The sequence below is a fragment of the Acinetobacter nosocomialis genome, from assembly GCF_041021905.1.
GTDB lineage: Bacteria > Pseudomonadota > Gammaproteobacteria > Pseudomonadales > Moraxellaceae > Acinetobacter > Acinetobacter nosocomialis.
Genome location: NZ_CP157432.1, coordinates 13,524 through 35,271 on the forward strand (window position 1 = coordinate 13,524; position 21,748 = coordinate 35,271).

Here is a 21,748-nt window from a genome sequence, read left to right on the forward strand (position 1 = left end):
AACAATCATCATGAATGCCCAAGCTCTAGTTTTGACAGATAATGCTGCCAATAAGGTACGCCAACTCCGTGATAGTGAAGGGAATGACGATCTCATGTTACGTGTATATGTAACCGGAGGCGGGTGTTCAGGGTTTTCATACGGCTTCAATTTCGCTGAAAGCGTAAATGAAGATGATGCTGAATTTGTAAATGGCGATGTAAAGATGCTTGTTGACTCACTCAGCTATCAATATTTAGTTGGCTCAGTGGTTGATTACGTTGAAGGCCTTGAAGGTTCACGCTTTATTGTGCAGAACCCAAATGCGACAACAACTTGTGGTTGTGGTTCTTCGTTCTCGATTTAAAAAGAATTTTAAATAAAAAAGCCTCTCTATTTTGAGAGGTTTTTTTATTAGTCAAATCATTATTTTTTACTGATAGATTCTAAAAAGTATTGAACCAGTTCAGGTGCATTCTGATAAGGAATCCAATGAGAAGCGTTCATGAAAATGGCTTTATAACTATTTTTAAAATAACCTGAATTTAACTTGGCACTTTTTTCTGTTACGGCAATATCATCTCTACCCCAAATAAATAGAGTCGGCACATCTATTAATTTAAAAGGATTCTGAGGTTTATCCCAGAAAAATCCACGGTACCAATTTAACGCCGTAGTTAGCCTATTTTCTTTTATAAACTCATTCTCGAATATTTCAATTTGCTGTTCGGTCATGCCTGATGACTTTAGAAACTTACGGCCTAATTTCGGTATCTTTTTAAATAAAAGTTCGGGCACAATCGGTAGCTGAAAAATTGCAAAATAATAAGATTTAAAAAGTTGTCTACTGCTTAAACAAGCTTTTAAAAATGCGGCTTGATGCGGCACAGAAACTAAAGTGAGATGTTGAATATACTGCGGGTACTTCATAGCTACACTAGACGCAATTACAGAACCCCAATCGTGCCCAATTAAATAAACTGGTTGACCAAGCCCCTTAATAAAAACTGCGACATCTTCAGTTAGTTCACTTAAAGCGTAATGAAAGCGGCTTTGTGGTCTAGCGTTTAGACTATAACCACGTTGATGAATCGCAAGTGTTCTAAATCCATGCTGATGCAATAGTCCAGAAGTTTGCACCCAACTATGTGCAGTTTCTGGAAAGCCATGCAATAAAACCACGAGAGGGCCATCTATAGGGCCTGAATCAATCACATCGAATGTCCAAGCCCCACGAGTATATTGATGAATACGGTTGGTCAAATCCATAACAACATGCCTTACTTATTTTTGTTGGCATTTATCATGAGTTTTTATGCACATTTAAATAACAGCATTTCGGGTCAGTAAATGTGCTATAAGGTCGAATCTAGGTAAAAGAACTTATAAAAAGTCTTATACCGCCGTGATTGTTCCTAAAATTCTAAAATCAGACGCACCAGTTACTGCTGGTAAATTACCACTTAAACTATTCACAAAACGCATTGCTAACCATGCAAATGCTGTAGCCTCGACCCAGGTAGGGGAGAGTCCTAAAACATCTGTGGTTTGAACTGACCAATTGTGCTTACGTAAACGCCAGCGTAATTGTTCTAACAAATAAGAGTTATAAGCCCCACCACCGCATACATATACTTCGCCTGTTTCCATATCAGAACGATAAATCGCTTTTTGAATAGCACGCACAGTAAGTTTTAATAAGGTTGCTTGAATATTTTCTGGTGTATCTTCTAACTCATCGTAAGTTAAATCATTACGCCAATCGATTAACTGATCATCTAGCCAGTCAATATTGAAATCTTCACGTCCCGTACTTTTAGGTGGCTCTTTAGAAAAATATTCATGCGCATGAAGGCGGTCGAGTAACGAACGAATAGGATGCCCATAAGCAGCCCAATCACCATTTTCATCATATGGATGACCCGTATGGCGATGACACCATGCATCCATCAAAATATTCGCAGGCCCCGTATCAAAACCAAATACGCCGTCAGGATTATTGGCAGGTAACATACTTACATTGGCAATGCCGCCTAAATTCAAAATCACACGATGAATGCTTGGATGTTGAAATAATGCTTGATGAAAAGCTGGAACTAATGGAGCACCTTGTCCGCCTGCAGCCATATCTCTACGACGGAAATCTGAAACAACTGGGATTTGAGTGATTTCAGTAATAATGTTTGGATCGCCAATTTGTAACGTAAAGCCATGCTCTGGACGATGACGAATAGTTTGCCCATGCGAACCGATCGCTTTAATTTGGCTACGGTCTAATTGATGCTTTTCAATTAAGCTATTAATCCCATGACCAATCATTTTGGCTAGAGCAACATCAGCTTTACCCATACGGTCAATTTCATTGTCATCGGGTAAAGTTAATGCCATAAGCTCATCACGTAACTCGGGTTCGAAAGGAACTGTAAGAGTGGCATGAAGCTGTAGTGGCTCAAATGAAGCCGCAACAATATCTACACCATCCATACTAGTGCCAGTCATTACGCCGATATAGATTGCGCTCATATGCAACTTCCCCTGCAAGACGCTGAAAAAATGTTAGTATATCGCACAAATTGAATAACTGATGTGTTTAGGTTTTGTGATGTCAAATTTCTTGCCCGCCGAAGAACAGCTTGCCCTCATCCAACGAGGCACGCACGAAATTATTTCAGAAGAAGATTTACTGAAAAAGCTTAAAGAGAATCGTCCTCTTAAAATTAAAGCTGGTTTTGACCCTACAGCACCAGATTTACATTTAGGACATACGGTTCTTATTAACAAACTAAAAACGTTCCAAGACTTGGGCCATGAAGTTACCTTCTTGATTGGTGACTATACAGCAATGATTGGTGACCCAACTGGTAAAAGTGCAACTCGTCCGCCGTTGTCACGTGAACAAGTTGAAGCCAATGCTAAAACTTATCAAGAACAAGTTTTTAAAATCTTAGACCCGAATAAAACAAAAGTACGTTTTAACTCAGAGTGGTTTAACCAAAAGTCTGCTGCTGACCTTATTCAGTTAGCCAGTCAACAAACCGTATCGCGTATGTTAGAGCGTGATGACTTTACTAAGCGTTATAGCAACCATCAGCCAATTGCGATTCATGAGTTCTTATATCCTTTAGTTCAAGGCTATGACTCAATTGCGCTTGAAGCTGACGTTGAGTTAGGTGGTACAGACCAAACCTTTAACTTACTCATGGGTCGTACTTTACAAAGCCGTTATGGTCAAGAATCACAAGTGTGTATCACTGTGCCGATTCTAGAAGGTTTAGATGGCGTAAATAAAATGTCTAAATCTTTAGGTAACTATATTGGTGTTTTTGATGCGCCAGGTGCAATGTACCAAAAAGTATTATCAATGCCTGACTCTTTAATCGAACGTTATTTCGATTTATTAAGTTTTAAATCTCTAGATGAGATCAAAGCTTTATTAGATGAAATCGCGGCTGGTCGTAATCCACAAGAAGTAAAACGTATTCTTGCACTCGAGTTGGTTGAACGCTTCTATGATGCTGAAGCAGCTGCCAATGCTCATAAGAGTGCAGGTAACCGTATTACAGAAGGTGAGGTGCCAGAAGATACACCTGAAGTGACTATTTCACGTGGTGAGTTTGGAGGCGAAATCTTTATTGCTACGATTTTACGTGTAGCAGGCCTAAATCCAAATGCAGCAGCTGCAAAAGATGCTGTAGCACGTGGTGCAGTAAAAGTTGATTGGAATGTAGTAGATGCAGGTTTCTCTGTAAAAGAAAATGGCACTTTCATTATTCAGTCAGGTAAGAAAGCAATTGCACGTGTAACTTTCACTGACTAAGAAAGTTATATAGTGAAAAAGCAGGAGTAATCCTGCTTTTTTTATTTCTGGATCTCAAAATCAATTAAGGGTTCCACGTGGAACAATTTGTAATTAACTTAATAGGTAGAAAAATAGAATAAGAAAAAAATAGAAAGTATGAATCAATAAATAGAGTATTTACTCTAGTTTATCTTTGGAATCTTTGGAATCTTTGGAATCTTTGGAATCTTTGGAATCTTTGGAATCTTTGGAATCTTTGGAATCTTTGGAATAGAAAATGCTATATATGCCTATAACTTCTATAAGAAGACATCAAAAATCTAATGTGAACTGTATTTTCCTAAAATAAAATGAATAAAAGTGGTGAAAATGCCTAAAAAAAAGCCATATATATCACTTTTTTCGAAAAATAGTAGAAAAAAACGGCACTCAATAGAAAAAGGCTGAAATACCCCTTGCAAAGGTAAGTTAATGGTCTATAATGCACATCCATCGGCGGTGATGCAGATAGAAACTTGTTGAAAAACAGTTACTTGAGATTAAGTTGATTGCTTTAAGTGATGAATTTGATGTTAAGTTGGTTTAAAAGACAAGTTTTAAAAATATCGAAATTACCTGTTGACTTTTAAGAGATTAAGAGTAATATAGCCGACCTAGCTTGCTGGTGACGAACCAGGAAGAAGATCATTAAGAGAATTGAAGAACAACTTGTGTGGATTTTTACTGATTGATTAATCGAAATAATTTTCATTGATTGATTGGTTTAAATTACTCGAAGTTTATTTGAGCGAAATTTAAGTCAGTAATTGATGAGCCAGAATTGGCACCTTGTCTATAATAAGGTGCAAAATGATTTTAACTGAAGAGTTTGATCATGGCTCAGATTGAACGCTGGCGGCAGGCTTAACACATGCAAGTCGAGCGGGGGAAGGTAGCTTGCTACTGGACCTAGCGGCGGACGGGTGAGTAATGCTTAGGAATCTGCCTATTAGTGGGGGACAACATCTCGAAAGGGATGCTAATACCGCATACGTCCTACGGGAGAAAGCAGGGGATCTTCGGACCTTGCGCTAATAGATGAGCCTAAGTCGGATTAGCTAGTTGGTGGGGTAAAGGCCTACCAAGGCGACGATCTGTAGCGGGTCTGAGAGGATGATCCGCCACACTGGGACTGAGACACGGCCCAGACTCCTACGGGAGGCAGCAGTGGGGAATATTGGACAATGGGCGCAAGCCTGATCCAGCCATGCCGCGTGTGTGAAGAAGGCCTTATGGTTGTAAAGCACTTTAAGCGAGGAGGAGGCTACTTTAGATAATACCTAGAGATAGTGGACGTTACTCGCAGAATAAGCACCGGCTAACTCTGTGCCAGCAGCCGCGGTAATACAGAGGGTGCAAGCGTTAATCGGATTTACTGGGCGTAAAGCGCGCGTAGGCGGCTAATTAAGTCAAATGTGAAATCCCCGAGCTTAACTTGGGAATTGCATTCGATACTGGTTAGCTAGAGTGTGGGAGAGGATGGTAGAATTCCAGGTGTAGCGGTGAAATGCGTAGAGATCTGGAGGAATACCGATGGCGAAGGCAGCCATCTGGCCTAACACTGACGCTGAGGTGCGAAAGCATGGGGAGCAAACAGGATTAGATACCCTGGTAGTCCATGCCGTAAACGATGTCTACTAGCCGTTGGGGCCTTTGAGGCTTTAGTGGCGCAGCTAACGCGATAAGTAGACCGCCTGGGGAGTACGGTCGCAAGACTAAAACTCAAATGAATTGACGGGGGCCCGCACAAGCGGTGGAGCATGTGGTTTAATTCGATGCAACGCGAAGAACCTTACCTGGCCTTGACATAGTAAGAACTTTCCAGAGATGGATTGGTGCCTTCGGGAACTTACATACAGGTGCTGCATGGCTGTCGTCAGCTCGTGTCGTGAGATGTTGGGTTAAGTCCCGCAACGAGCGCAACCCTTTTCCTTATTTGCCAGCGAGTAATGTCGGGAACTTTAAGGATACTGCCAGTGACAAACTGGAGGAAGGCGGGGACGACGTCAAGTCATCATGGCCCTTACGGCCAGGGCTACACACGTGCTACAATGGTCGGTACAAAGGGTTGCTACACAGCGATGTGATGCTAATCTCAAAAAGCCGATCGTAGTCCGGATTGGAGTCTGCAACTCGACTCCATGAAGTCGGAATCGCTAGTAATCGCGGATCAGAATGCCGCGGTGAATACGTTCCCGGGCCTTGTACACACCGCCCGTCACACCATGGGAGTTTGTTGCACCAGAAGTAGCTAGCCTAACTGCAAAGAGGGCGGTTACCACGGTGTGGCCGATGACTGGGGTGAAGTCGTAACAAGGTAGCCGTAGGGGAACCTGCGGCTGGATCACCTCCTTAACGAAAGATTGACGATTGGTAAGAATCCACAACAAGTTGTTCTTCATAGATGTATCTGAGGGTCTGTAGCTCAGTTGGTTAGAGCACACGCTTGATAAGCGTGGGGTCACAAGTTCAAGTCTTGTCAGACCCACCATGACTTTGACTGGTTAAAGTTATAGATAAAAGATACATGACTGATGATGTAAGCTGGGGACTTAGCTTAGTTGGTAGAGCGCCTGCTTTGCACGCAGGAGGTCAGGAGTTCGACTCTCCTAGTCTCCACCAGAACTTAAGATAAGTTCGGATTACAGAAATTAGTAAATAGAGATTTCGGTCTTGGTTTATTAACTTCTGTGATTTAAGTATCACGGTATTAAGCATGACCTGACGAAGGCGTGTTTATTCATTAACAGATTGGCAAAATTGAGTCTGAAATAAATTGTTCACTCAAGAGTTTAGATTAAGTAATTAATCTGAATGAATTGAGAACTAGCAAATTAACTGAATCAAGCGTTTTGGTATATGAATTTAGATTGAAGCTGTACAGTGTTTAAATACACAGTGCTCTAAACTGAAATGTTGAAGTTACTAACTTGTAGGTAACGTCGACTGTTTGGGGTTGTATAGTCAAGTAATTAAGTGCATGTGGTGGATGCCTTGGCAGTCAGAGGCGATGAAAGACGTGATAGCCTGCGAAAAGCTCCGGGGAGGCGGCAAATATCCTTTGATCCGGAGATGTCTGAATGGGGGAACCCACCTACTTTAAGGTAGGTATTGCAACATGAATACATAGTGTTGCAAGGCGAACGAGGGGAAGTGAAACATCTCAGTACCCTTAGGAAAAGAAATCAATTGAGATTCCCTCAGTAGCGGCGAGCGAACGGGGATCAGCCCATTAAGTTATGTGTGTTTTAGTGGAACGCTCTGGGAAGTGCGAACGTAGAGGGTGATATTCCCGTACACGAAAGGGCACACATAATGATGACGAGTAGGGCGAGGCACGTGAAACCTTGTCTGAATATGGGGGGACCATCCTCCAAGGCTAAATACTCCTGACTGACCGATAGTGAACCAGTACCGTGAGGGAAAGGCGAAAAGAACCCCTGTGAGGGGAGTGAAATAGATCCTGAAACCGCATGCATACAAGCAGTGGGAGCACCTTCGTGGTGTGACTGCGTACCTTTTGTATAATGGGTCAGCGACTTATATTCAGTAGCGAGGTTAACCGTATAGGGGAGCCGTAGAGAAATCGAGTCTTAATAGGGCGTTTAGTTGCTGGGTATAGACCCGAAACCAGGCGATCTATCCATGAGCAGGTTGAAGGTTGGGTAACACTAACTGGAGGACCGAACCCACTGTCGTTGAAAAGCCAGGGGATGACTTGTGGATAGGGGTGAAAGGCTAATCAAGCCTGGTGATAGCTGGTTCTCCCCGAAAGCTATTTAGGTAGCGCCTCGGACGAATACCATAGGGGGTAGAGCACTGTTTCGGCTAGGGGGTCATCCCGACTTACCAAACCGATGCAAACTCCGAATACCTATGAGTACTATCCGGGAGACAGACTGCGGGTGCTAACGTCCGTAGTCAAGAGGAAAACAATCCAGACCGCCAGCTAAGGCCCCAAAATCATAGTTAAGTGGGAAACGATGTGGGAAGGCATAGACAGCTAGGAGGTTGGCTTAGAAGCAGCCACCCTTTAAAGAAAGCGTAATAGCTCACTAGTCGAGTCGGCCTGCGCGGAAGATGTAACGGGGCTAAAACTATGTGCCGAAGCTGCGGATTTGACATTAGTCAAGTGGTAGGGGAGCGTTCTGTAAGCCGATGAAGGTGTATTGAGAAGTATGCTGGAGGTATCAGAAGTGCGAATGCTGACGTGAGTAACGACAAAACGGGTGAAAAACCCGTTCGCCGAAAGACCAAGGGTTCCAGTCCAACGTTAATCGGGGCTGGGTGAGTCGACCCCTAAGGCGAGGCCGAAAGGCGTAGTCGATGGGAAATTGGTTAATATTCCAATACTTCTGTGTAATGCGATGAGAGGACGGAGAAGGTTAAGTCAGCCTGGCGTTGGTTGTCCAGGTGGAAGGATGTAGGTATGTATCTTAGGCAAATCCGGGGTACTCTATACTGAGATCCGATAGCAAGCTGTACTTGTACAGCGAAGTGGCTGATACCATGCTTCCAGGAAAAGTCTCTAAGCTTCAGTTACACAGGAATCGTACCCGAAACCGACACAGGTGGTCAGGTCGAGTAGACCAAGGCGCTTGAGAGAACTCTGCTGAAGGAACTAGGCAAAATGGTACCGTAACTTCGGGAGAAGGTACGCTGTTGTTGGTGATGGAACTTGCTTCCTGAGCTGATGACAGCCGCAGAAACCAGGCCGCTGCAACTGTTTATTAAAAACATAGCACTCTGCAAACACGAAAGTGGACGTATAGGGTGTGATGCCTGCCCGGTGCTGGAAGGTTAATTGATGGGGTTAGCGTAAGCGAAGCTCTTGATCGAAGCCCCAGTAAACGGCGGCCGTAACTATAACGGTCCTAAGGTAGCGAAATTCCTTGTCGGGTAAGTTCCGACCTGCACGAATGGCATAATGATGGCGGCGCTGTCTCCAGCAGAGGCTCAGTGAAATCGAAATCGCTGTGAAGATGCAGTGTACCCGCGGCTAGACGGAAAGACCCCGTGAACCTTTACTGCAGCTTGACACTGAACTTTGACCTTACTTGTGTAGGATAGGTGGGAGGCTTTGAAGTTGGAACGCTAGTTCCAATGGAGCCGTCCTTGAAATACCACCCTGGTAATGTTGAGGTTCTAACTCTGTCCCGTTATCCGGGACGAGGACCGTGTCTGGTGGGTAGTTTGACTGGGGCGGTCTCCTCCTAAAGAGTAACGGAGGAGTACGAAGGTGCGCTCAGCGTGGTCGGAAATCACGCGTAGAGTATAAAGGCAAAAGCGCGCTTAACTGCGAGACCCACAAGTCGAGCAGGTACGAAAGTAGGTCTTAGTGATCCGGTGGTTCTGTATGGAAGGGCCATCGCTCAACGGATAAAAGGTACTCTGGGGATAACAGGCTGATACCGCCCAAGAGTTCATATCGACGGCGGTGTTTGGCACCTCGATGTCGGCTCATCTCATCCTGGGGCTGAAGCAGGTCCCAAGGGTATGGCTGTTCGCCATTTAAAGAGGTACGCGAGCTGGGTTTAGAACGTCGTGAGACAGTTCGGTCCCTATCTACCGTGGGCGCTGGAAATTTGAGAGGATCTGCTCCTAGTACGAGAGGACCAGAGTGGACGAACCTCTGGTGTACCGGTTGTGACGCCAGTCGCATCGCCGGGTAGCTATGTTCGGAAGGGATAACCGCTGAAAGCATCTAAGCGGGAAGCCTACCTCAAGATAAGATTTCCCTAGGAATTTATTCCTCTAAAGAGCCGTTCGAGACTAGGACGTTGATAGGTTGGATGTGGAAGCATAGTGATATGTGAAGCTGACCAATACTAATTGCTCGTGAGGCTTGACTATACAACACCCAAGCAGTTGTATATAAAGCATCAATCGATTCATAAATCTACAAAGCAACTTGATTTAGTTATTCCACTAGATAAAATGAACACAGCCAGATTCAATCAGCCCAATCTGTAAAGATTTGGAAAACGCTTCGGCAGTCAATAAGACCAAAGCAAGTATCCATAAACAGTTGTGCTGGCGACCATAGCAAGAGTGAACCACCTGATCCCTTCCCGAACTCAGAAGTGAAACCTCTTAGCGCTGATGGTAGTGTGGGGTTACCCATGTGAGAGTAAGTCATCGCCAGCTCATTATTCCAAACACCCCCATTCTAAAGAGTGGGGGTGTTTTTTATTGCGCGCTATAAAGTGAAAACACATAACTAAAAATCAGATTTGCACGGTTGCCGAGCTTCAGGGATATAATGAAGAAGCTTTTTATTTGGGCGTGATCTCGTGAAATTTAATTCTTTCTCTCAATTACCTGAAAATAATGAAGAACTTTCTCTTCCAGGGTTGATCTATTGGGCATCTTTAGGAGATGTGGATCAAGTAAAACAATTATTAATAGATGGAGAAGACCCTAATCAGACTGATGAGGAAGGTTATAGTGCTTTACAAGCAGCTGCTGAAAATGACCATTTAGAGATAGTGAAGCTCTTGGTTGAAAAAGGGGCACATGTTGCTTATAAAAGCGAATACACAGCACTACAGCTAGCAGAAATGGCTGGGAATACAGACGTAGTGAATTATTTAAAAAGTTTATAAAATTAAAAAGCCCCTTTTATTGGGAAAAGAGGCTTTTTGTTCAATTTAAGACAAATGATATTTTTGCAGCTTTTCAACAATTAATTGAAGCGCTTTTACTTCAAATTCATTGGCTTCAAACTTTTCATCTTTATTGCGTTTAAAGATATCTCGTATTTCTATTACAGCATTTGGGTCAACAATACTTAAACTTGAGGTGACTTGGCGTATTTGGCTAATAGAGCGAGAGCCATTTGTGGAGCCATAGCCAATAAATGCGGCTGGTTTACCACTCCATTCTTTACCAACATAGTCCAGTGCATTTTTTAAAGCTGGGCTGTAACCATGATTGTATTCGGGGCTAATAAAGATAAATGCATCAGCTTTGGCAATTTTATCTGCCCATTCTTGTTGTTTTGGTTGATCATAAATACCTGTTGCAGGTGGGTGTGAGCCTGAAAATAACGGTAAATTCCACTCTTTTAAATCGACTACTTCGGTTTGGAAATCTTTTAGACCCAATGTTGGAATTGTTGATTCTACCCAATTGGCAATTTTAATTGCTGTACGTCCTTCACGAACACTTCCCACGACAATATAGACCAGCATATATTTTTCCTAAGGATTTTTATCTTTATAACTTAATTCATTACATAGGACGTGAGAATATAGAATTTGTAAGGATTATTATGTCATGTATAAAGATTAAATAATAAAAAAGCCCTCAATCGAGGGCTTTTTTTACATGATCTTAATGCCTTGCTGGCCAGCTGGAGTTACTTTGAATATCTCTACTTCAAAAGTAATATTTTTGCCGGCTAAAGGGTGGTTGAAATCGATTTCAGTAATATCATCATTCACTGACTTCACAACACCAAATAAAGTTGCTTTTGCTTTATCTTCAAACTCGATCATGTGACCAGGAATAGGCCGTTGTTCGAATTTAACCGTATCAAAAGTTTGTATATTTTCCGGATTCCAAGGACCAAAAGCATCTTCTGGTGGAAGATGTACAGTACGTCGATCACCTGCGCGTAAGCCAAGAAGGGCTTTCTCAAAGCCTGGTAATAAGTTACCGTCGCCAATAGTCAAGCTAACAGGCTCTTCACGGCTACGTGTATTGTCAATTTCTACACCATTTTCGATAGCAACAGAAAAGTGTAGGTCAACTTTAGAACCGTCAGTAATACGAATTTCTTCATTAGGTTGAATAATTTCGGTCATATTATGCATCCGAATTTTTAGGTCTTTGCTTCTCAAGGAAGAATGTATCAATGAGTAGCAAAATGGTACCTAGAGTAATGGCACTGTCCGCTATATTAAAAGCTGGAAAGTGATGATTTTGGTAATAAACATGAATGAAATCGACCACATACCCTAAAGTAATACGGTCAATTAGATTACCTAATGCTCCACCTAAAATTAAAGCGATAGCTACAGGTAGCACCACCATTTTTTTAGGCATACGTAGCAACCAAAATACAAAAAGTATTGAAACTAAGCCTGCCAAAGATGTGAAGAAATAGCGTTGCCATCCTCCAGCATCAGATAAAAAGCTAAAAGCTGCACCATAGTTATGTAATAGTGTCCAGTTTAAAAATGGAAGTACAGGTACAGGATCTGCGTAGTTCAGATGTGTACTTGCAATCCATTTTGTCCATTGATCCAACACAATGGCAAGGACAGAAAGTCCAAGCCAAATGAGGTTGTGCGGATAAAACTGGAATAAGCCTTTTTTAGCTTGTGAATTAGGCATATTTTCTCACTTCGCCACGACCAGTGACGTTCACAATACAACGACCACATAAACCAGGATGATCGGCGTGTGTATTCACATCAGGAAGGACATGCCAGCAACGTGCACATTTTTCACCTTCAGCTGCAGATACTTGTACACGTAAGCCTTCCATTTCAGTTGCTTCACCTTGTTCAGCAAATGGATGTACTACTACTTGCGAAGTAATAAGAACAAAACGGAGTTCATCAGCCAGTTGGTTTAAAACTGTTTGTAATGATTCATTTGCCCAAAGTTCAACTTTGGCTGAAAGATTACTACCGACAAGTTTAGCGTTACGAGCTGCTTCAATCTGTTTATTTACTGCAGATTTTACGCTAATCAATGTTTGCCAATCTGCTTCAGAAAGTAAGTTTGCTTTTGATGAAACAGGTAGGTCATACCATTCAGCTGTAAATACATATTTTTCAGTTTGTTCTGGAATAAGTGGCCAAGCTTCTTGAGCAGTGAAGCTTAAGATTGGGCTCATCCAGCGCACAAATGCTTGTACGATATGGTAAAGCGCTGTTTGTGCAGAACGACGTGCTTGTGAGTCAGCCTTAGTGGTGTATTGACGGTCTTTGATGATATCTAGGTAGAAGCCACCTAAGTCATTAATACAGAAGCTTGTTAATGCGCTACACACGACATGGAAGTTCATTTCTTCATAGGCCGCGATAATAGTTTGTTGTACTTCATTCGCACGTTGTAAGATGTATTGATCAAGAGCAATAAGATCATCTACTGCCAGAGCATCTGTACTTGGTTTGAAACCATTTAAGTTTGCAAGCAAGAAGCGGAGCGTATTACGAATACGACGGTAGCTATCACTTACACGGCTAAAGATTTCTTTTGATGCTGCAATTTCATAGCGATAGTCGCTAGATGCTACATATAAACGTAAGCCATCGGCACCCAGTTGTTTGATGATTTCTTCAAGCGGAATATAGTTGCCTAAAGATTTCGACAATTTACGGCCATTTTCATCCACTGTAAAACCGTGAGTTAACAAGGCTTTATATGGCGCACGGTTGTGAATTGCCATAGAGGTTAATAAAGAAGATTGGAACCAGCCACGGTGTTGGTCTGAACCTTCTAAATATAAGTCAGCAGGGCTTTCTAATTCTTCACGTTGCTCAAGTACAGCGTAATGTGTTGTTCCAGAGTCAAACCATACATCAAGCGTATCACGAACAGCATTGTACTGTTCAGCATCTTCACCAATGAAGTCTTTTGCATCACGGTTAAACCATGCATCGATACCTTCTTGTTCGATAAGTTTTGCAACTTCTTCAATGAGTTCAGGCGTACGAGGGTGCAATTCATTCGTATCTTTATGAACGAAGAAAGGAATTGGCACACCCCAAGTACGTTGACGTGAGATACACCAGTCCGGACGGCCTTCGATCATTGATTCAATACGGTTTTTACCCCAGTTCGGTACAAACTCGATATCGTTTTCAATCGCGTTAAGCGCACCGTCACGTAAACCTTTTTGATCCATGCTGATAAACCATTGTGGTGTAGCACGGAAAATAATAGGAGTTTTATGGCGCCAGCAATGTGGATAGCTGTGTTTAATCGGTTGATGAGCCCACAAGCGTCCTACAGCACCTAAAGCTTCAATAATCTTTGGATTGGCTTTATAGATGTGCTCACCAGCAAAGATTGGTGCAGTTGGTAAGTAAACTCCGTTACCACCCACTGGGTTTTCAACTTTAAGGTTGTATTGAAGACCTACTTTATAGTCATCTGCACCGTGGCCAGGCGCAGTGTGTACAGCACCTGTACCGCTTGTTGCGATAACGTGTTCACCCAAAATAACCGGAACTTGGCGATCGGTAAGTAAAGGGTGTTGTAAAGTAAGGTTTTCAAGAGCTGAACCAGTGAAGTCAGCTAAAACAACTGGGTTTTCAAGCTTGTAACGCTCAATTGCAGAAGCAACTAGGTCTTTAGCAAGAATAAAGTTTTGCTTACCACGTTCAGTAATCACTTGTACCAATTGATATTCAATTTCGGCATGCAATGCAACTGCTTGGTTCGCAGGTAATGTCCAAGGTGTAGTGGTCCAGATCACGATATCAGTTGGATCTTGAACATCTACATTTACACGAGTGCTTAAGTCTTTTAAATCTACAACGCCAAAACCAACGTCAATTGCGTCAGACTTTTTATCTTCGTATTCAACTTCAGCTTCTGCAAGTGCTGAGCCACAGTCCATACACCAGTTCACTGGCTTTAAGCCCGGCTGGATATGACCATTTTTTTGGATTAAACCTAAAGCACGAACGATATCGGCTTCTTGTTTGTAGTTCATGGTGAGGTAAGGATTATCCCAATCACCTAAAACACCAAGACGTTTAAAGTCAGCACGCTGTAAATCAATTTGTTTTAGCGCATATTCACGGCAGAGTTTACGGAAAGTCGCTGCGTCAACTTTTTCGCCTACTTTACCTACTTTTTCTTCAACTTTTAGTTCGATTGGCAAGCCATGACAGTCCCAACCCGGAACATATGGCGCATCGAAACCTGCCAAAGTACGGCTTTTTACGATGACGTCTTTGAGTACTTTGTTAACCGCATGACCCAAGTGAATTGTACCGTTCGCATATGGAGGGCCATCATGCAAAATATATTTTTTCTTGCCAATACGCGATGCACGAATCTGCTGATAAATGTTGTCGGTATACCACTCTTCTAACCATTTCACTTCACGTACTGCCAAATTTGCTTTCATTGCAAATTGAGTATCCGGCAGGTTTAGCGTGGCTTTGTAGTCCACTGCATTTTCAGTAGTTTGCTTATCGCTCATGCAAGTTGTCTTCCAGTTTAATCAGCTTGGGAGCCGACATGTTTTACAATCAAAATTCGAATTAAAAAGGAAATTGTGTCGTGTCGTTACGATATTGTCGTAATTGCTGCACGTCATTATCAATTCCTGCCTTAAGTGCCTCAAGCGAAGGGTAGTTCAATTCACCATGAAGATAGTGAAGAAAAGTCACCCGCATAAATAAGCCATACAGATTAGCAGAAACATCAGGGAAATGTACTTCTAATCTCCACTCTGGATGCTCTTGCTGGATGGCTGGGCGAGTACCGACATGACCTGCACCATAAAGGCTGTTTTCATGATATCCGGCAATTCCCGGTTTTTCAGGATTATCCTGAAGCACTTTTTGAGTTAGCGAAGTTGTCTCGCAAATGACTTCAACGCCATAAATACCATTTAAACAAGGCTTATGGCGGTTTAGACGAACATTAATCGTTGGAAAATCTAAAGTTCGTCCAATTTGGTCGCCATATTGAACTCGTCCAGTAATACTGTACGGACGGCCTAATAATTTAGCTGCTAAAGCGAGATTACCCACTTGAAGCACTTGGCGAATACGAGTTGAACTGACGCGTTCACCTTCGAGTTCAATCGTATGTAAATTTGTGACTTGAAATCCGTAATTCTTTAAAAATTCGCTGTTACCTTGACGGTCTTTGCCGAAATGAAAGTCATCTCCTAAAACCAAAGCTTGAGCATTTAATTTATCTTTTAATAAATCTGCAAACTCAGAAGCACTCATGCTACGGAAATGCTGGTCAAACTTGGCAACCGCAATGTAATCCACCCCAAGTTCTGCTAGATATTCAACTTTTTCCCGTAAGGAATTAATACGAGGCGGGGCATCGTAGCCTTTAAAGAACTCAAGCGGTTGGGGCTCAAAAATCATGACCAATGTTTTTAAGCCTTGTGCTGCAGCAATTTTTTTCAGTTGAGCAATCATCGCTTGGTGACCTAAATGGACACCATCAAAATTACCAATAGTTACCGCTGTTTGCGGCAACTGGAAATTGGGCGATAACGCATTAAGACGTAGCAGTTTCATGAACTTAAAATATGGCTATTTTTGCAAGGGCTATATATTGCCATAATCTCACAGATTCGTCTTGTTGTTGTGTTTTTACTCAGGTATTTTTCAATATGAATATCTGTTATATCTAAAAAATTGATGAATTAAATAAAGATAAATCAATTTTTCTTATTATTAATTTATCCTACTATAGTTTCATCCACTCTTTGATTAGAGAATTAAGATGAAAAGACCCTTTTACCAATTAAATCAAAGTAAAGATGTTATACGGCATTTTACCCCAAATTGGTTTACAGCAACTATGGGTACTGGTGTGGTGAGTATGATTTTAATTCAGCTACCATTTGCCAAATCATTTTTATTTATGCTGGCGACACTGTTATGGCAATTTAATATTGTTCTATTTAGTGTTTTTTCAGTTCTCTATTTATTGCGGTGGTTACTATTCCCACATGAAGCGAAGCAAATATTTAATCATCCAAATATGAGCTTGTTTTTAGGCGCTATACCGATGGGACTTGCAACCATACTAAATGGCTTTTTAAGCTTCGGAATCGGGCTTTATGGTGAAGTAGCAATCCATATTGCCCAAGCTTTATGGTACATCGATGTCTTTTTAGCGTTAGCAATTGCGTGGATCGTACCATTTTGCATGTTTAGCCGTCAGAATCATAAGCTACATACCATGACTGCAATTTGGTTGTTACCTGTGGTTGCTTGTGAAGTCGCTGCAAGCTCTGCGGGCATGTTGGTTGCACATTTACCAGCAGATTTTCACAGCTTTCATTTATTGTTAGCGGGATATGTACTCTGGGGAATTTCTGTATTACCTGCATTTGCCATTTTAACGATTTTAATGTTGCGTATGGCTTTGCATCAGTTACCAGAAAAAGAAGTCGCAATTTCTAGCTGGTTATCTTTAGGCCCAATTGGCACAGGTGCTTTAGGTCTATTGTTGCTAGGTGAACAGGCAAAAAGAGTATTGGTAAATGTTGACTTTTCTGAGTTTGCCCATGTATTTCAAGCATTAGGCGTTGTGGGTAGTCTGGTACTTTTAGGGTTCGGGTTATGGTGGCTAGGTCTTGCGATTTTAACAACACTTCGTCATGCAAAAACAGGTATTCCGTTTAACTTGGGTTGGTGGGGTTTAACTTTCCCATTTGGTGTGTTTATTTTGGCTTTATTTAATCTAAGTCATCAGATTGAAGTTATATTTCTACAATACGTTGCTGTGGCATTCAGTATTTTATTACTTGTAATGTGGAGCGTAGTAATGAAGAAAACCCTAGCTGGCGCATATAGTGGCAAGCTGTTCTTTTCTCCATGTTTGGTAGCTTTACAACAAAAAATGCAGTAGTGGTAAAAACGTGCAAAAAGCTTTTGCACCTGATTTATACTTATTTTCTAATTTATTAATCTTGAATTGAGCCTTTTTGAATGAACAAAGATATCGCTTTAATTATGGCACTTCCTAATGAATCTAAAGGTTTATTTGAGCAAGCAGGTATTGAAGTCCATTACAGTGGTATAGGTAAAATCAACGCTGCTTTTAAAGCATTTGAAGTTATTCAAAAAACAGGCTGTAAAACTCTAATTAACTTAGGTACAGCTGGAAGTTCGTCTTTTAATCGACATGATTTAGTTGAAGTAAAAACCTTTGTACAACGTGATATGGATGTTTCACCATTAGGGTTTGAAGTAGGTGTAACGCCGTTAGATGATCACTTGCCCGCTGCAATTCATCTTCAACCACATTTTGCTGATTTACCAAAAGGCATTTGCGGGACAGGGGACTCATTTGAAACGGGTCAGCCGAAAGTCGCTTGTGATGTGGTGGATATGGAAGGGTATGCCTTAGCCAAAGTTTGCCATAAGCTAGGTGTACGCCTAATTTCAGTCAAGTATATTACTGATGGCGCAGACGATACCGCTCATTTAGATTGGGAAGAAAATTTATTATTGGGTGCGCAAAAGCTCTTGACTCTTTATCAAAATCATTTCTAAAAAAAAGATCGGCAAATTTGCCGATCTTTTTTATTTTAGCGAGGTAATACGCCGTAGAGCATCATATGTACTGTATGCTCAATCGAGCGCTGGAACATACTGCGGTTACGCAGTGTTTTCCCGGTTACCATTTCCATTTGAGTGGCAAAATCAGCATAGTTTTGCGTAAGCCCCCAAATATTAAGTATTAACAGCTCAGGGTCGATATCTGGAGAAATTTTTCCTTCTTCTTGCCATGTCTGAATAACCTTAGCTTTACGCTTAAATAGCTTTTTCAAAGGCCCTTTCAGTATAGGCAAAATGTGTGGTGCCCCTTGGATAATTTCCAAAGCAAATAATCGCGAAGCCTTTGGTTGGCTACGAGAAAGTTCGATTTTTTGTATTAAGTAGTGAGACAAAGCTTCGGCTGGTTCTAACTCAGCTTCTAAAGTTTGTAAGGGAGCAAGCCATTTTTGTAAAACTGTGGTCAGCACTTCCACATATAAAGACTCTTTATTTTCATAGTAATAGAAAATATTCGACTTATGCATGTCAGCGAGTTGGGCAATTTCATCCAGACTTGCACCACTGAACCCATATAGTGAAAACACATCAAGGGCGGCAGCAAGAAGCTGATTGCGCTTTTGAGTACTCTTCTTTTGTTCCATTTGCTGCATAAATTAAAAAGATAGTGCTCCCATTGTAAGGTAAATCGTTTGATTTGTGCACAGGTGTCTCACTTTTTTAGTGAAAAAACGGATAGTTATTTGAGCAATAGATATACTATTGTGCAAAAAATAGAGAGATTCACTAGTTTATTGTTATTCTTAAAAATATTTTTTTATATTCGCCCTAAAAAAGAGCAATAAATCATCAGTTTTATTGCTCGTTAATTGGGCATTTTGTTATTGAAATGGTTCTCATTACTCATCTCAACCTTAAGTTGCTAAGACTGCGTCGAGTACTTGTTGTTCAAGCTGGGCAAAAGTGATGCTCTTTTTCCGTGGACGCGGCAAATTAACTTGAAAACTTTGAGCAATCTGACCCTTATCTAACAATATAATACGGTCAGCCAGTTGCACTGCTTCACTTACATCGTGTGTGACTAAAATGGCAGTAAAACCTTGCTCTTTCCACAAGCGCTCAATCAAGCTTTGCATCTCAAGACGAGTTAACGCGTCTAATGCACCCAAAGGTTCATCTAATAATAAAATACGGGGAGTATGAGATAACGCACGGGCTAGGGCAGTACGTTGACGTTGGCCACCTGAGAGCTGTGAAGGCCATTGTCCCGCTTTTTCTTTTAAACCTACTTTCTCTAATAATTCTTCTGCCAAAGCATGTTGCGATTTTGGTAGCCCAAGTTGAACGTTCTGAAGAATATTTCTCCAAGGAAGTAGGCGGGGGTCTTGAAACATAACCCGTATGTCATCGTTAGTAATACCTTCACGCAAATGTCGGGCAGATTTAAATTTGATTTCTCCAAAACTGGCTTTTTCAAGTTGGGCAATTAAACGCAATAAAGTACTTTTACCGCAGCCACTACGACCAACAATAGCTAAAAATTCACCCGGTTGAATATGAAGGTTAAGATCTTCAAGAACTTTAACTTCACCATAAAACTTATAAAGCTGTTCAATCAGAATCTCTGCGCCTACCACAGGTTCTTGTGACTCTGGATGGTTTTCTGGAATGAGCTCTACGTCATTCTGATTAATATTTAAATTCAGATTTGTCATATTTTAAGCTCCTTTATTTTTGATAACCGGCATGCCAGCGTAGTAAATAACGTTCCAAAAGTTGCGCTAGAACATCGGCTAATTTGCCTAATAGGGCATAAAGAAGAATACCGACCAGAACCACATCTGTTTGCAAAAACTCTCGTGCATTCATGGTCATGTAACCGATACCTGCTTGTGCTGAAATAGTCTCAGCTACAATGAGCAACACCCAAACCAAACCTAATGCAAAACGTAAACCGACTAAAATAGAAGGCATCGCACCCGGTAGAATAATTTCTTTGTAAAGCTGCCAACGGGAAAGGCCATAGCTTTTACCCATCTCAATCAATTGGGGATCGACTGAACGAATACCGTGATAGGTGTTGATATAAATAGGGAAGAAGACTCCGACCGCCACCAAAAATAATTTGGCTGTTTCATCAATACCGAACCACAAGATAACCAGTGGAATAAGTGCTAATGCTGGGATGTTACGAATCATTTGCAAGGTTGTATCGAGCAGGGTAGAGGCGAAACGCGAAGACCCATTGAGCAGACCCAATAGCAAACCTAAACCACCACCAATAAATAGTCCGAGTAAGGCTCGTCCTGCACTGACTTTAACGTGCTGCCAAAGCTCGCCGCTAATGAGTAGATGCCAAAAAGCAGAAACGACAGCCGTAGGAGCCGGCAGAATACGATTTTCTAAAAGGCCTGAACTCGATGCGATTTGCCAAACAACCAATAGAACAATCGGGAAAATCCAAGGCAGCAGACGCTGCCCGACTTGTTTCGTTCCACGTGAAACAATATTTATATCTTTGCTCATGCAGGCTCCTTGACGGAACTATTTTGTTTCTTCTCGTCTGGAACATAGTTGTTGGCAATGATTTCACCGAATGGACCGGTTAAATTTGGCTGAGCAAGTTTAGCTCGGGTCTCGATTGGTAATAATGGGAATACTAACTCTGCAAAACGGATTGACTCTTCAAGGTGTGGATAGCCTGAGAAAATAAAGGTATCGATACCTAAATCTGCATATTCTTGAATACGTGCAGCAACGGTTGCTGGATCGCCGACAAGTGCTGTACCTGCACCACCGCGGACTAGACCGATACCTGCCCAAAGATTTGGAGATACTTCAAGTTTGTCTCGATTACCGCCATGTAACGCGGCCATACGTTGTTGGCCTACAGAGTCCATTTGTGCAAATTTTTTCTGTGCTGCAGCAATAGTTGCATCGTCTAGATACTGAATAAGTTCGTTAGCAGCTGCCCATGCTTGTTCGTTGGTTTCACGAACAATGACATGTAAGCGAATGCCATAAGTTAATTTACGGCCTTTAGCCTCCGCTTTTGCACGAACATGTTCGATCTTTTCTTTCACGGCCGCTGGCGGTTCTCCCCAAGTGAGGTAAGTGTCCACTTGCTCAGCCGCAAGGTCGACCGCGACATCTGAGGAACCGCCAAACCAAAGAGGTGGGTAAGGTTTTTGAACAGGTGGATAAAGTAGTTTTGCATCATCGACTTGTAAGCGTTCGCCGTGGAATGTAAAAGCTTCACCTGTATGTGAACGCGTCAAAATTTCGCGCCAGATTTTTACGTATTCATTGGCAGTTTGATAACGCGTTGAGTGATCTTCATATAAACCGTCACCGCGTAGTTCAGCTTCATCGCCACCTGTTACCAAGTTGAGTAATACACGGCCATTGGACAGACGGTCAAAAGTTGCAGCCATACGCGCAGCTAAAGCTGGTGTTGTTACACCCGGACGTAACGCAACTAAAAACTTAAGGTGCTGAGTTGCATCGATTAGGCTTGCCGCCGTAATCCATGGGTCTTCACATGAACGGCCCGTTGGAATAAGTACACCTTCATAACCTAAATTATCTACTGCCACAGCAATTTGCTTCATATAGGCATGGTCAACCTGACGAGCGCCTTTACTTGTACCTAAATAGCGACTATCACCGTGGGTAGGAATAAACCAGAAAATTTTCATGTGCATTA

The 21,748-nt window shown here is 41.9% G+C and carries 16 protein-coding genes, 2 tRNA genes and 3 rRNA genes; 10 read left to right on the forward strand and 11 right to left on the reverse strand.

Annotated features, from left to right (window positions below):
• Positions 1 to 10: 10 nt before the first annotated feature.
• On the forward strand, positions 11 to 346 hold the full coding sequence (gene erpA, locus ABLC00_RS00055) for an iron-sulfur cluster insertion protein ErpA (protein WP_000993572.1): 336 nt from the start codon (positions 11 to 13) through the stop codon (positions 344 to 346).
• Between the two features lie 59 nt (positions 347 to 405).
• Here the strand turns inward: erpA and ABLC00_RS00060 are convergent, their stop codons facing one another.
• Both ABLC00_RS00060 and ABLC00_RS00065 read right to left on the reverse strand, forming a co-directional pair.
• Positions 406 to 1,248 carry an alpha/beta fold hydrolase gene (locus tag ABLC00_RS00060; RefSeq protein ID WP_033847060.1) on the reverse strand — a complete coding sequence of 281 codons (843 nt, stop codon included), beginning with the start codon at positions 1,246 to 1,248 and terminating at the stop codon, positions 406 to 408.
• 126 nt (positions 1,249 to 1,374) lie between these two features.
• Complete coding sequence (locus ABLC00_RS00065) at positions 1,375 to 2,502, reverse strand: anhydro-N-acetylmuramic acid kinase (protein ID WP_004711281.1); 1,128 nt, start codon at positions 2,500 to 2,502, stop codon at positions 1,375 to 1,377.
• A gap of 61 nt (positions 2,503 to 2,563) precedes the next feature.
• On the opposite strand from ABLC00_RS00065, the gene tyrS reads away from it, so the two are divergent.
• The 7 genes from tyrS (at position 2,564) to ABLC00_RS00100 (ending at position 10,422) form a co-directional block, all read left to right on the forward strand.
• Positions 2,564 to 3,796 (forward strand): tyrosine--tRNA ligase, encoded by a 1,233-nt coding sequence (gene tyrS, locus ABLC00_RS00070; protein WP_080775652.1) that lies wholly within the window; start codon positions 2,564 to 2,566, stop codon positions 3,794 to 3,796.
• Between the two features lie 838 nt (positions 3,797 to 4,634).
• A 16S ribosomal RNA gene (locus ABLC00_RS00075) occupies positions 4,635 to 6,172 on the forward strand.
• A gap of 59 nt (positions 6,173 to 6,231) precedes the next feature.
• Positions 6,232 to 6,308, forward strand: a tRNA-Ile gene (locus ABLC00_RS00080).
• 55 nt (positions 6,309 to 6,363) lie between these two features.
• A tRNA-Ala gene (locus ABLC00_RS00085) sits at positions 6,364 to 6,439 on the forward strand.
• A gap of 340 nt (positions 6,440 to 6,779) precedes the next feature.
• A 23S ribosomal RNA gene (locus tag ABLC00_RS00090) occupies positions 6,780 to 9,670 on the forward strand.
• Between the two features lie 179 nt (positions 9,671 to 9,849).
• Positions 9,850 to 9,964, forward strand: a 5S ribosomal RNA gene (gene rrf / locus ABLC00_RS00095).
• Together the 16S, 23S and 5S rRNA genes with 2 tRNA genes alongside form the textbook arrangement of a ribosomal RNA operon.
• A gap of 146 nt (positions 9,965 to 10,110) precedes the next feature.
• Positions 10,111 to 10,422: an ankyrin repeat domain-containing protein gene (locus ABLC00_RS00100; RefSeq protein ID WP_033846999.1), complete on the forward strand. Its 312-nt coding sequence runs from the start codon at positions 10,111 to 10,113 to the stop codon at positions 10,420 to 10,422.
• A gap of 45 nt (positions 10,423 to 10,467) precedes the next feature.
• Here ABLC00_RS00100 and ABLC00_RS00105 read toward each other — a convergent pair whose 3' ends face one another.
• From ABLC00_RS00105 to ribF, 5 genes are all read right to left on the reverse strand, one after another.
• Positions 10,468 to 11,010 carry an NADPH-dependent FMN reductase gene (locus ABLC00_RS00105; protein ID WP_033847000.1) on the reverse strand — a complete coding sequence of 181 codons (543 nt, stop codon included), beginning with the start codon at positions 11,008 to 11,010 and terminating at the stop codon, positions 10,468 to 10,470.
• A gap of 132 nt (positions 11,011 to 11,142) precedes the next feature.
• Positions 11,143 to 11,625: a peptidylprolyl isomerase gene (locus tag ABLC00_RS00110; RefSeq protein WP_000136002.1), complete on the reverse strand. Its 483-nt coding sequence runs from the start codon at positions 11,623 to 11,625 to the stop codon at positions 11,143 to 11,145.
• A gap of 1 nt (position 11,626) precedes the next feature.
• Entirely contained in the window at positions 11,627 to 12,157 is a 531-nt protein-coding gene (gene lspA, locus ABLC00_RS00115; RefSeq protein WP_001133879.1) for a signal peptidase II, read from the reverse strand.
• Positions 12,150 to 14,987: an isoleucine--tRNA ligase gene (gene ileS / locus ABLC00_RS00120; RefSeq protein ID WP_033847001.1), complete on the reverse strand. Its 2,838-nt coding sequence runs from the start codon at positions 14,985 to 14,987 to the stop codon at positions 12,150 to 12,152. Before ileS ends, lspA begins: the two co-directional genes overlap by 8 nt.
• A gap of 61 nt (positions 14,988 to 15,048) precedes the next feature.
• Entirely contained in the window at positions 15,049 to 16,050 is a 1,002-nt protein-coding gene (ribF, locus tag ABLC00_RS00125) for a bifunctional riboflavin kinase/FAD synthetase (RefSeq protein ID WP_000771825.1), read from the reverse strand.
• A 208-nt stretch (positions 16,051 to 16,258) separates the two neighbouring features.
• On the opposite strand from ribF, the gene ABLC00_RS00130 reads away from it, so the two are divergent.
• Both ABLC00_RS00130 and ABLC00_RS00135 read left to right on the forward strand, forming a co-directional pair.
• Entirely contained in the window at positions 16,259 to 17,392 is a 1,134-nt protein-coding gene (locus ABLC00_RS00130) for a TDT family transporter (protein WP_033847002.1), read from the forward strand.
• Positions 17,393 to 17,472: 80 nt separating this feature from the next.
• A complete protein-coding gene (locus ABLC00_RS00135) occupies positions 17,473 to 18,039 on the forward strand; it encodes a 5'-methylthioadenosine/S-adenosylhomocysteine nucleosidase (protein ID WP_033847003.1) in 567 nt (188 codons plus the stop codon).
• Positions 18,040 to 18,074: 35 nt separating this feature from the next.
• Here ABLC00_RS00135 and ABLC00_RS00140 read toward each other — a convergent pair whose 3' ends face one another.
• The 4 genes from ABLC00_RS00140 to ssuD all read right to left on the reverse strand — a co-directional run bounded on the left by ABLC00_RS00140 (position 18,075) and on the right by ssuD (position 21,740).
• Positions 18,075 to 18,695, reverse strand: a complete 621-nt coding sequence (locus ABLC00_RS00140) for a TetR/AcrR family transcriptional regulator (RefSeq protein WP_002050490.1) — start codon at positions 18,693 to 18,695, stop codon at positions 18,075 to 18,077.
• Positions 18,696 to 18,956: 261 nt separating this feature from the next.
• Positions 18,957 to 19,757 carry an ABC transporter ATP-binding protein gene (locus tag ABLC00_RS00145; RefSeq protein WP_000183286.1) on the reverse strand — a complete coding sequence of 267 codons (801 nt, stop codon included), beginning with the start codon at positions 19,755 to 19,757 and terminating at the stop codon, positions 18,957 to 18,959.
• Positions 19,758 to 19,770: 13 nt separating this feature from the next.
• Positions 19,771 to 20,568, reverse strand: coding sequence for an aliphatic sulfonate ABC transporter permease SsuC (gene ssuC / locus ABLC00_RS00150; protein WP_000031022.1), 798 nt, complete (start codon positions 20,566 to 20,568; stop codon positions 19,771 to 19,773).
• Positions 20,565 to 21,740, reverse strand: coding sequence for an FMNH2-dependent alkanesulfonate monooxygenase (ssuD, locus tag ABLC00_RS00155; RefSeq protein WP_033847004.1), 1,176 nt, complete (start codon positions 21,738 to 21,740; stop codon positions 20,565 to 20,567). The genes ssuC and ssuD overlap by 4 nt, the downstream gene beginning before the upstream one ends.
• Positions 21,741 to 21,748 lie beyond the last annotated feature (8 nt).

Excerpts from the sequence above, each read along its gene's own strand:
- ribF (WP_000771825.1), bottom strand. The coding sequence starts at position 16,050 with ATGAAACTGCTACGTCTTAATGCGTTATCGCCCAATTTCCAGTTGCCG.
- ABLC00_RS00110 (WP_000136002.1), bottom strand. The coding sequence starts at position 11,625 with ATGACCGAAATTATTCAACCTAATGAAGAAATTCGTATTACTGACGGT.
- ssuC (WP_000031022.1), bottom strand. The coding sequence starts at position 20,568 with ATGAGCAAAGATATAAATATTGTTTCACGTGGAACGAAACAAGTCGGG.
- erpA (WP_000993572.1), top strand. The coding sequence starts at position 11 with ATGAATGCCCAAGCTCTAGTTTTGACAGATAATGCTGCCAATAAGGTA.
- lspA (WP_001133879.1), bottom strand. The coding sequence starts at position 12,157 with ATGCCTAATTCACAAGCTAAAAAAGGCTTATTCCAGTTTTATCCGCAC.
- ABLC00_RS00065 (WP_004711281.1), bottom strand. The coding sequence starts at position 2,502 with ATGAGCGCAATCTATATCGGCGTAATGACTGGCACTAGTATGGATGGT.
- ABLC00_RS00130 (WP_033847002.1), top strand. The coding sequence starts at position 16,259 with ATGAAAAGACCCTTTTACCAATTAAATCAAAGTAAAGATGTTATACGG.
- ileS (WP_033847001.1), bottom strand. The coding sequence starts at position 14,987 with ATGAGCGATAAGCAAACTACTGAAAATGCAGTGGACTACAAAGCCACG.
- ABLC00_RS00060 (WP_033847060.1), bottom strand. The coding sequence starts at position 1,248 with ATGGATTTGACCAACCGTATTCATCAATATACTCGTGGGGCTTGGACA.
- ABLC00_RS00105 (WP_033847000.1), bottom strand. The coding sequence starts at position 11,010 with ATGCTGGTCTATATTGTCGTGGGAAGTGTTCGTGAAGGACGTACAGCA.
- ABLC00_RS00140 (WP_002050490.1), bottom strand. The coding sequence starts at position 18,695 with ATGCAGCAAATGGAACAAAAGAAGAGTACTCAAAAGCGCAATCAGCTT.
- tyrS (WP_080775652.1), top strand. The coding sequence starts at position 2,564 with ATGTGTTTAGGTTTTGTGATGTCAAATTTCTTGCCCGCCGAAGAACAG.
- ssuD (WP_033847004.1), bottom strand. The coding sequence starts at position 21,740 with ATGAAAATTTTCTGGTTTATTCCTACCCACGGTGATAGTCGCTATTTA.
- ABLC00_RS00145 (WP_000183286.1), bottom strand. The coding sequence starts at position 19,757 with ATGACAAATCTGAATTTAAATATTAATCAGAATGACGTAGAGCTCATT.
- ABLC00_RS00135 (WP_033847003.1), top strand. The coding sequence starts at position 17,473 with ATGAACAAAGATATCGCTTTAATTATGGCACTTCCTAATGAATCTAAA.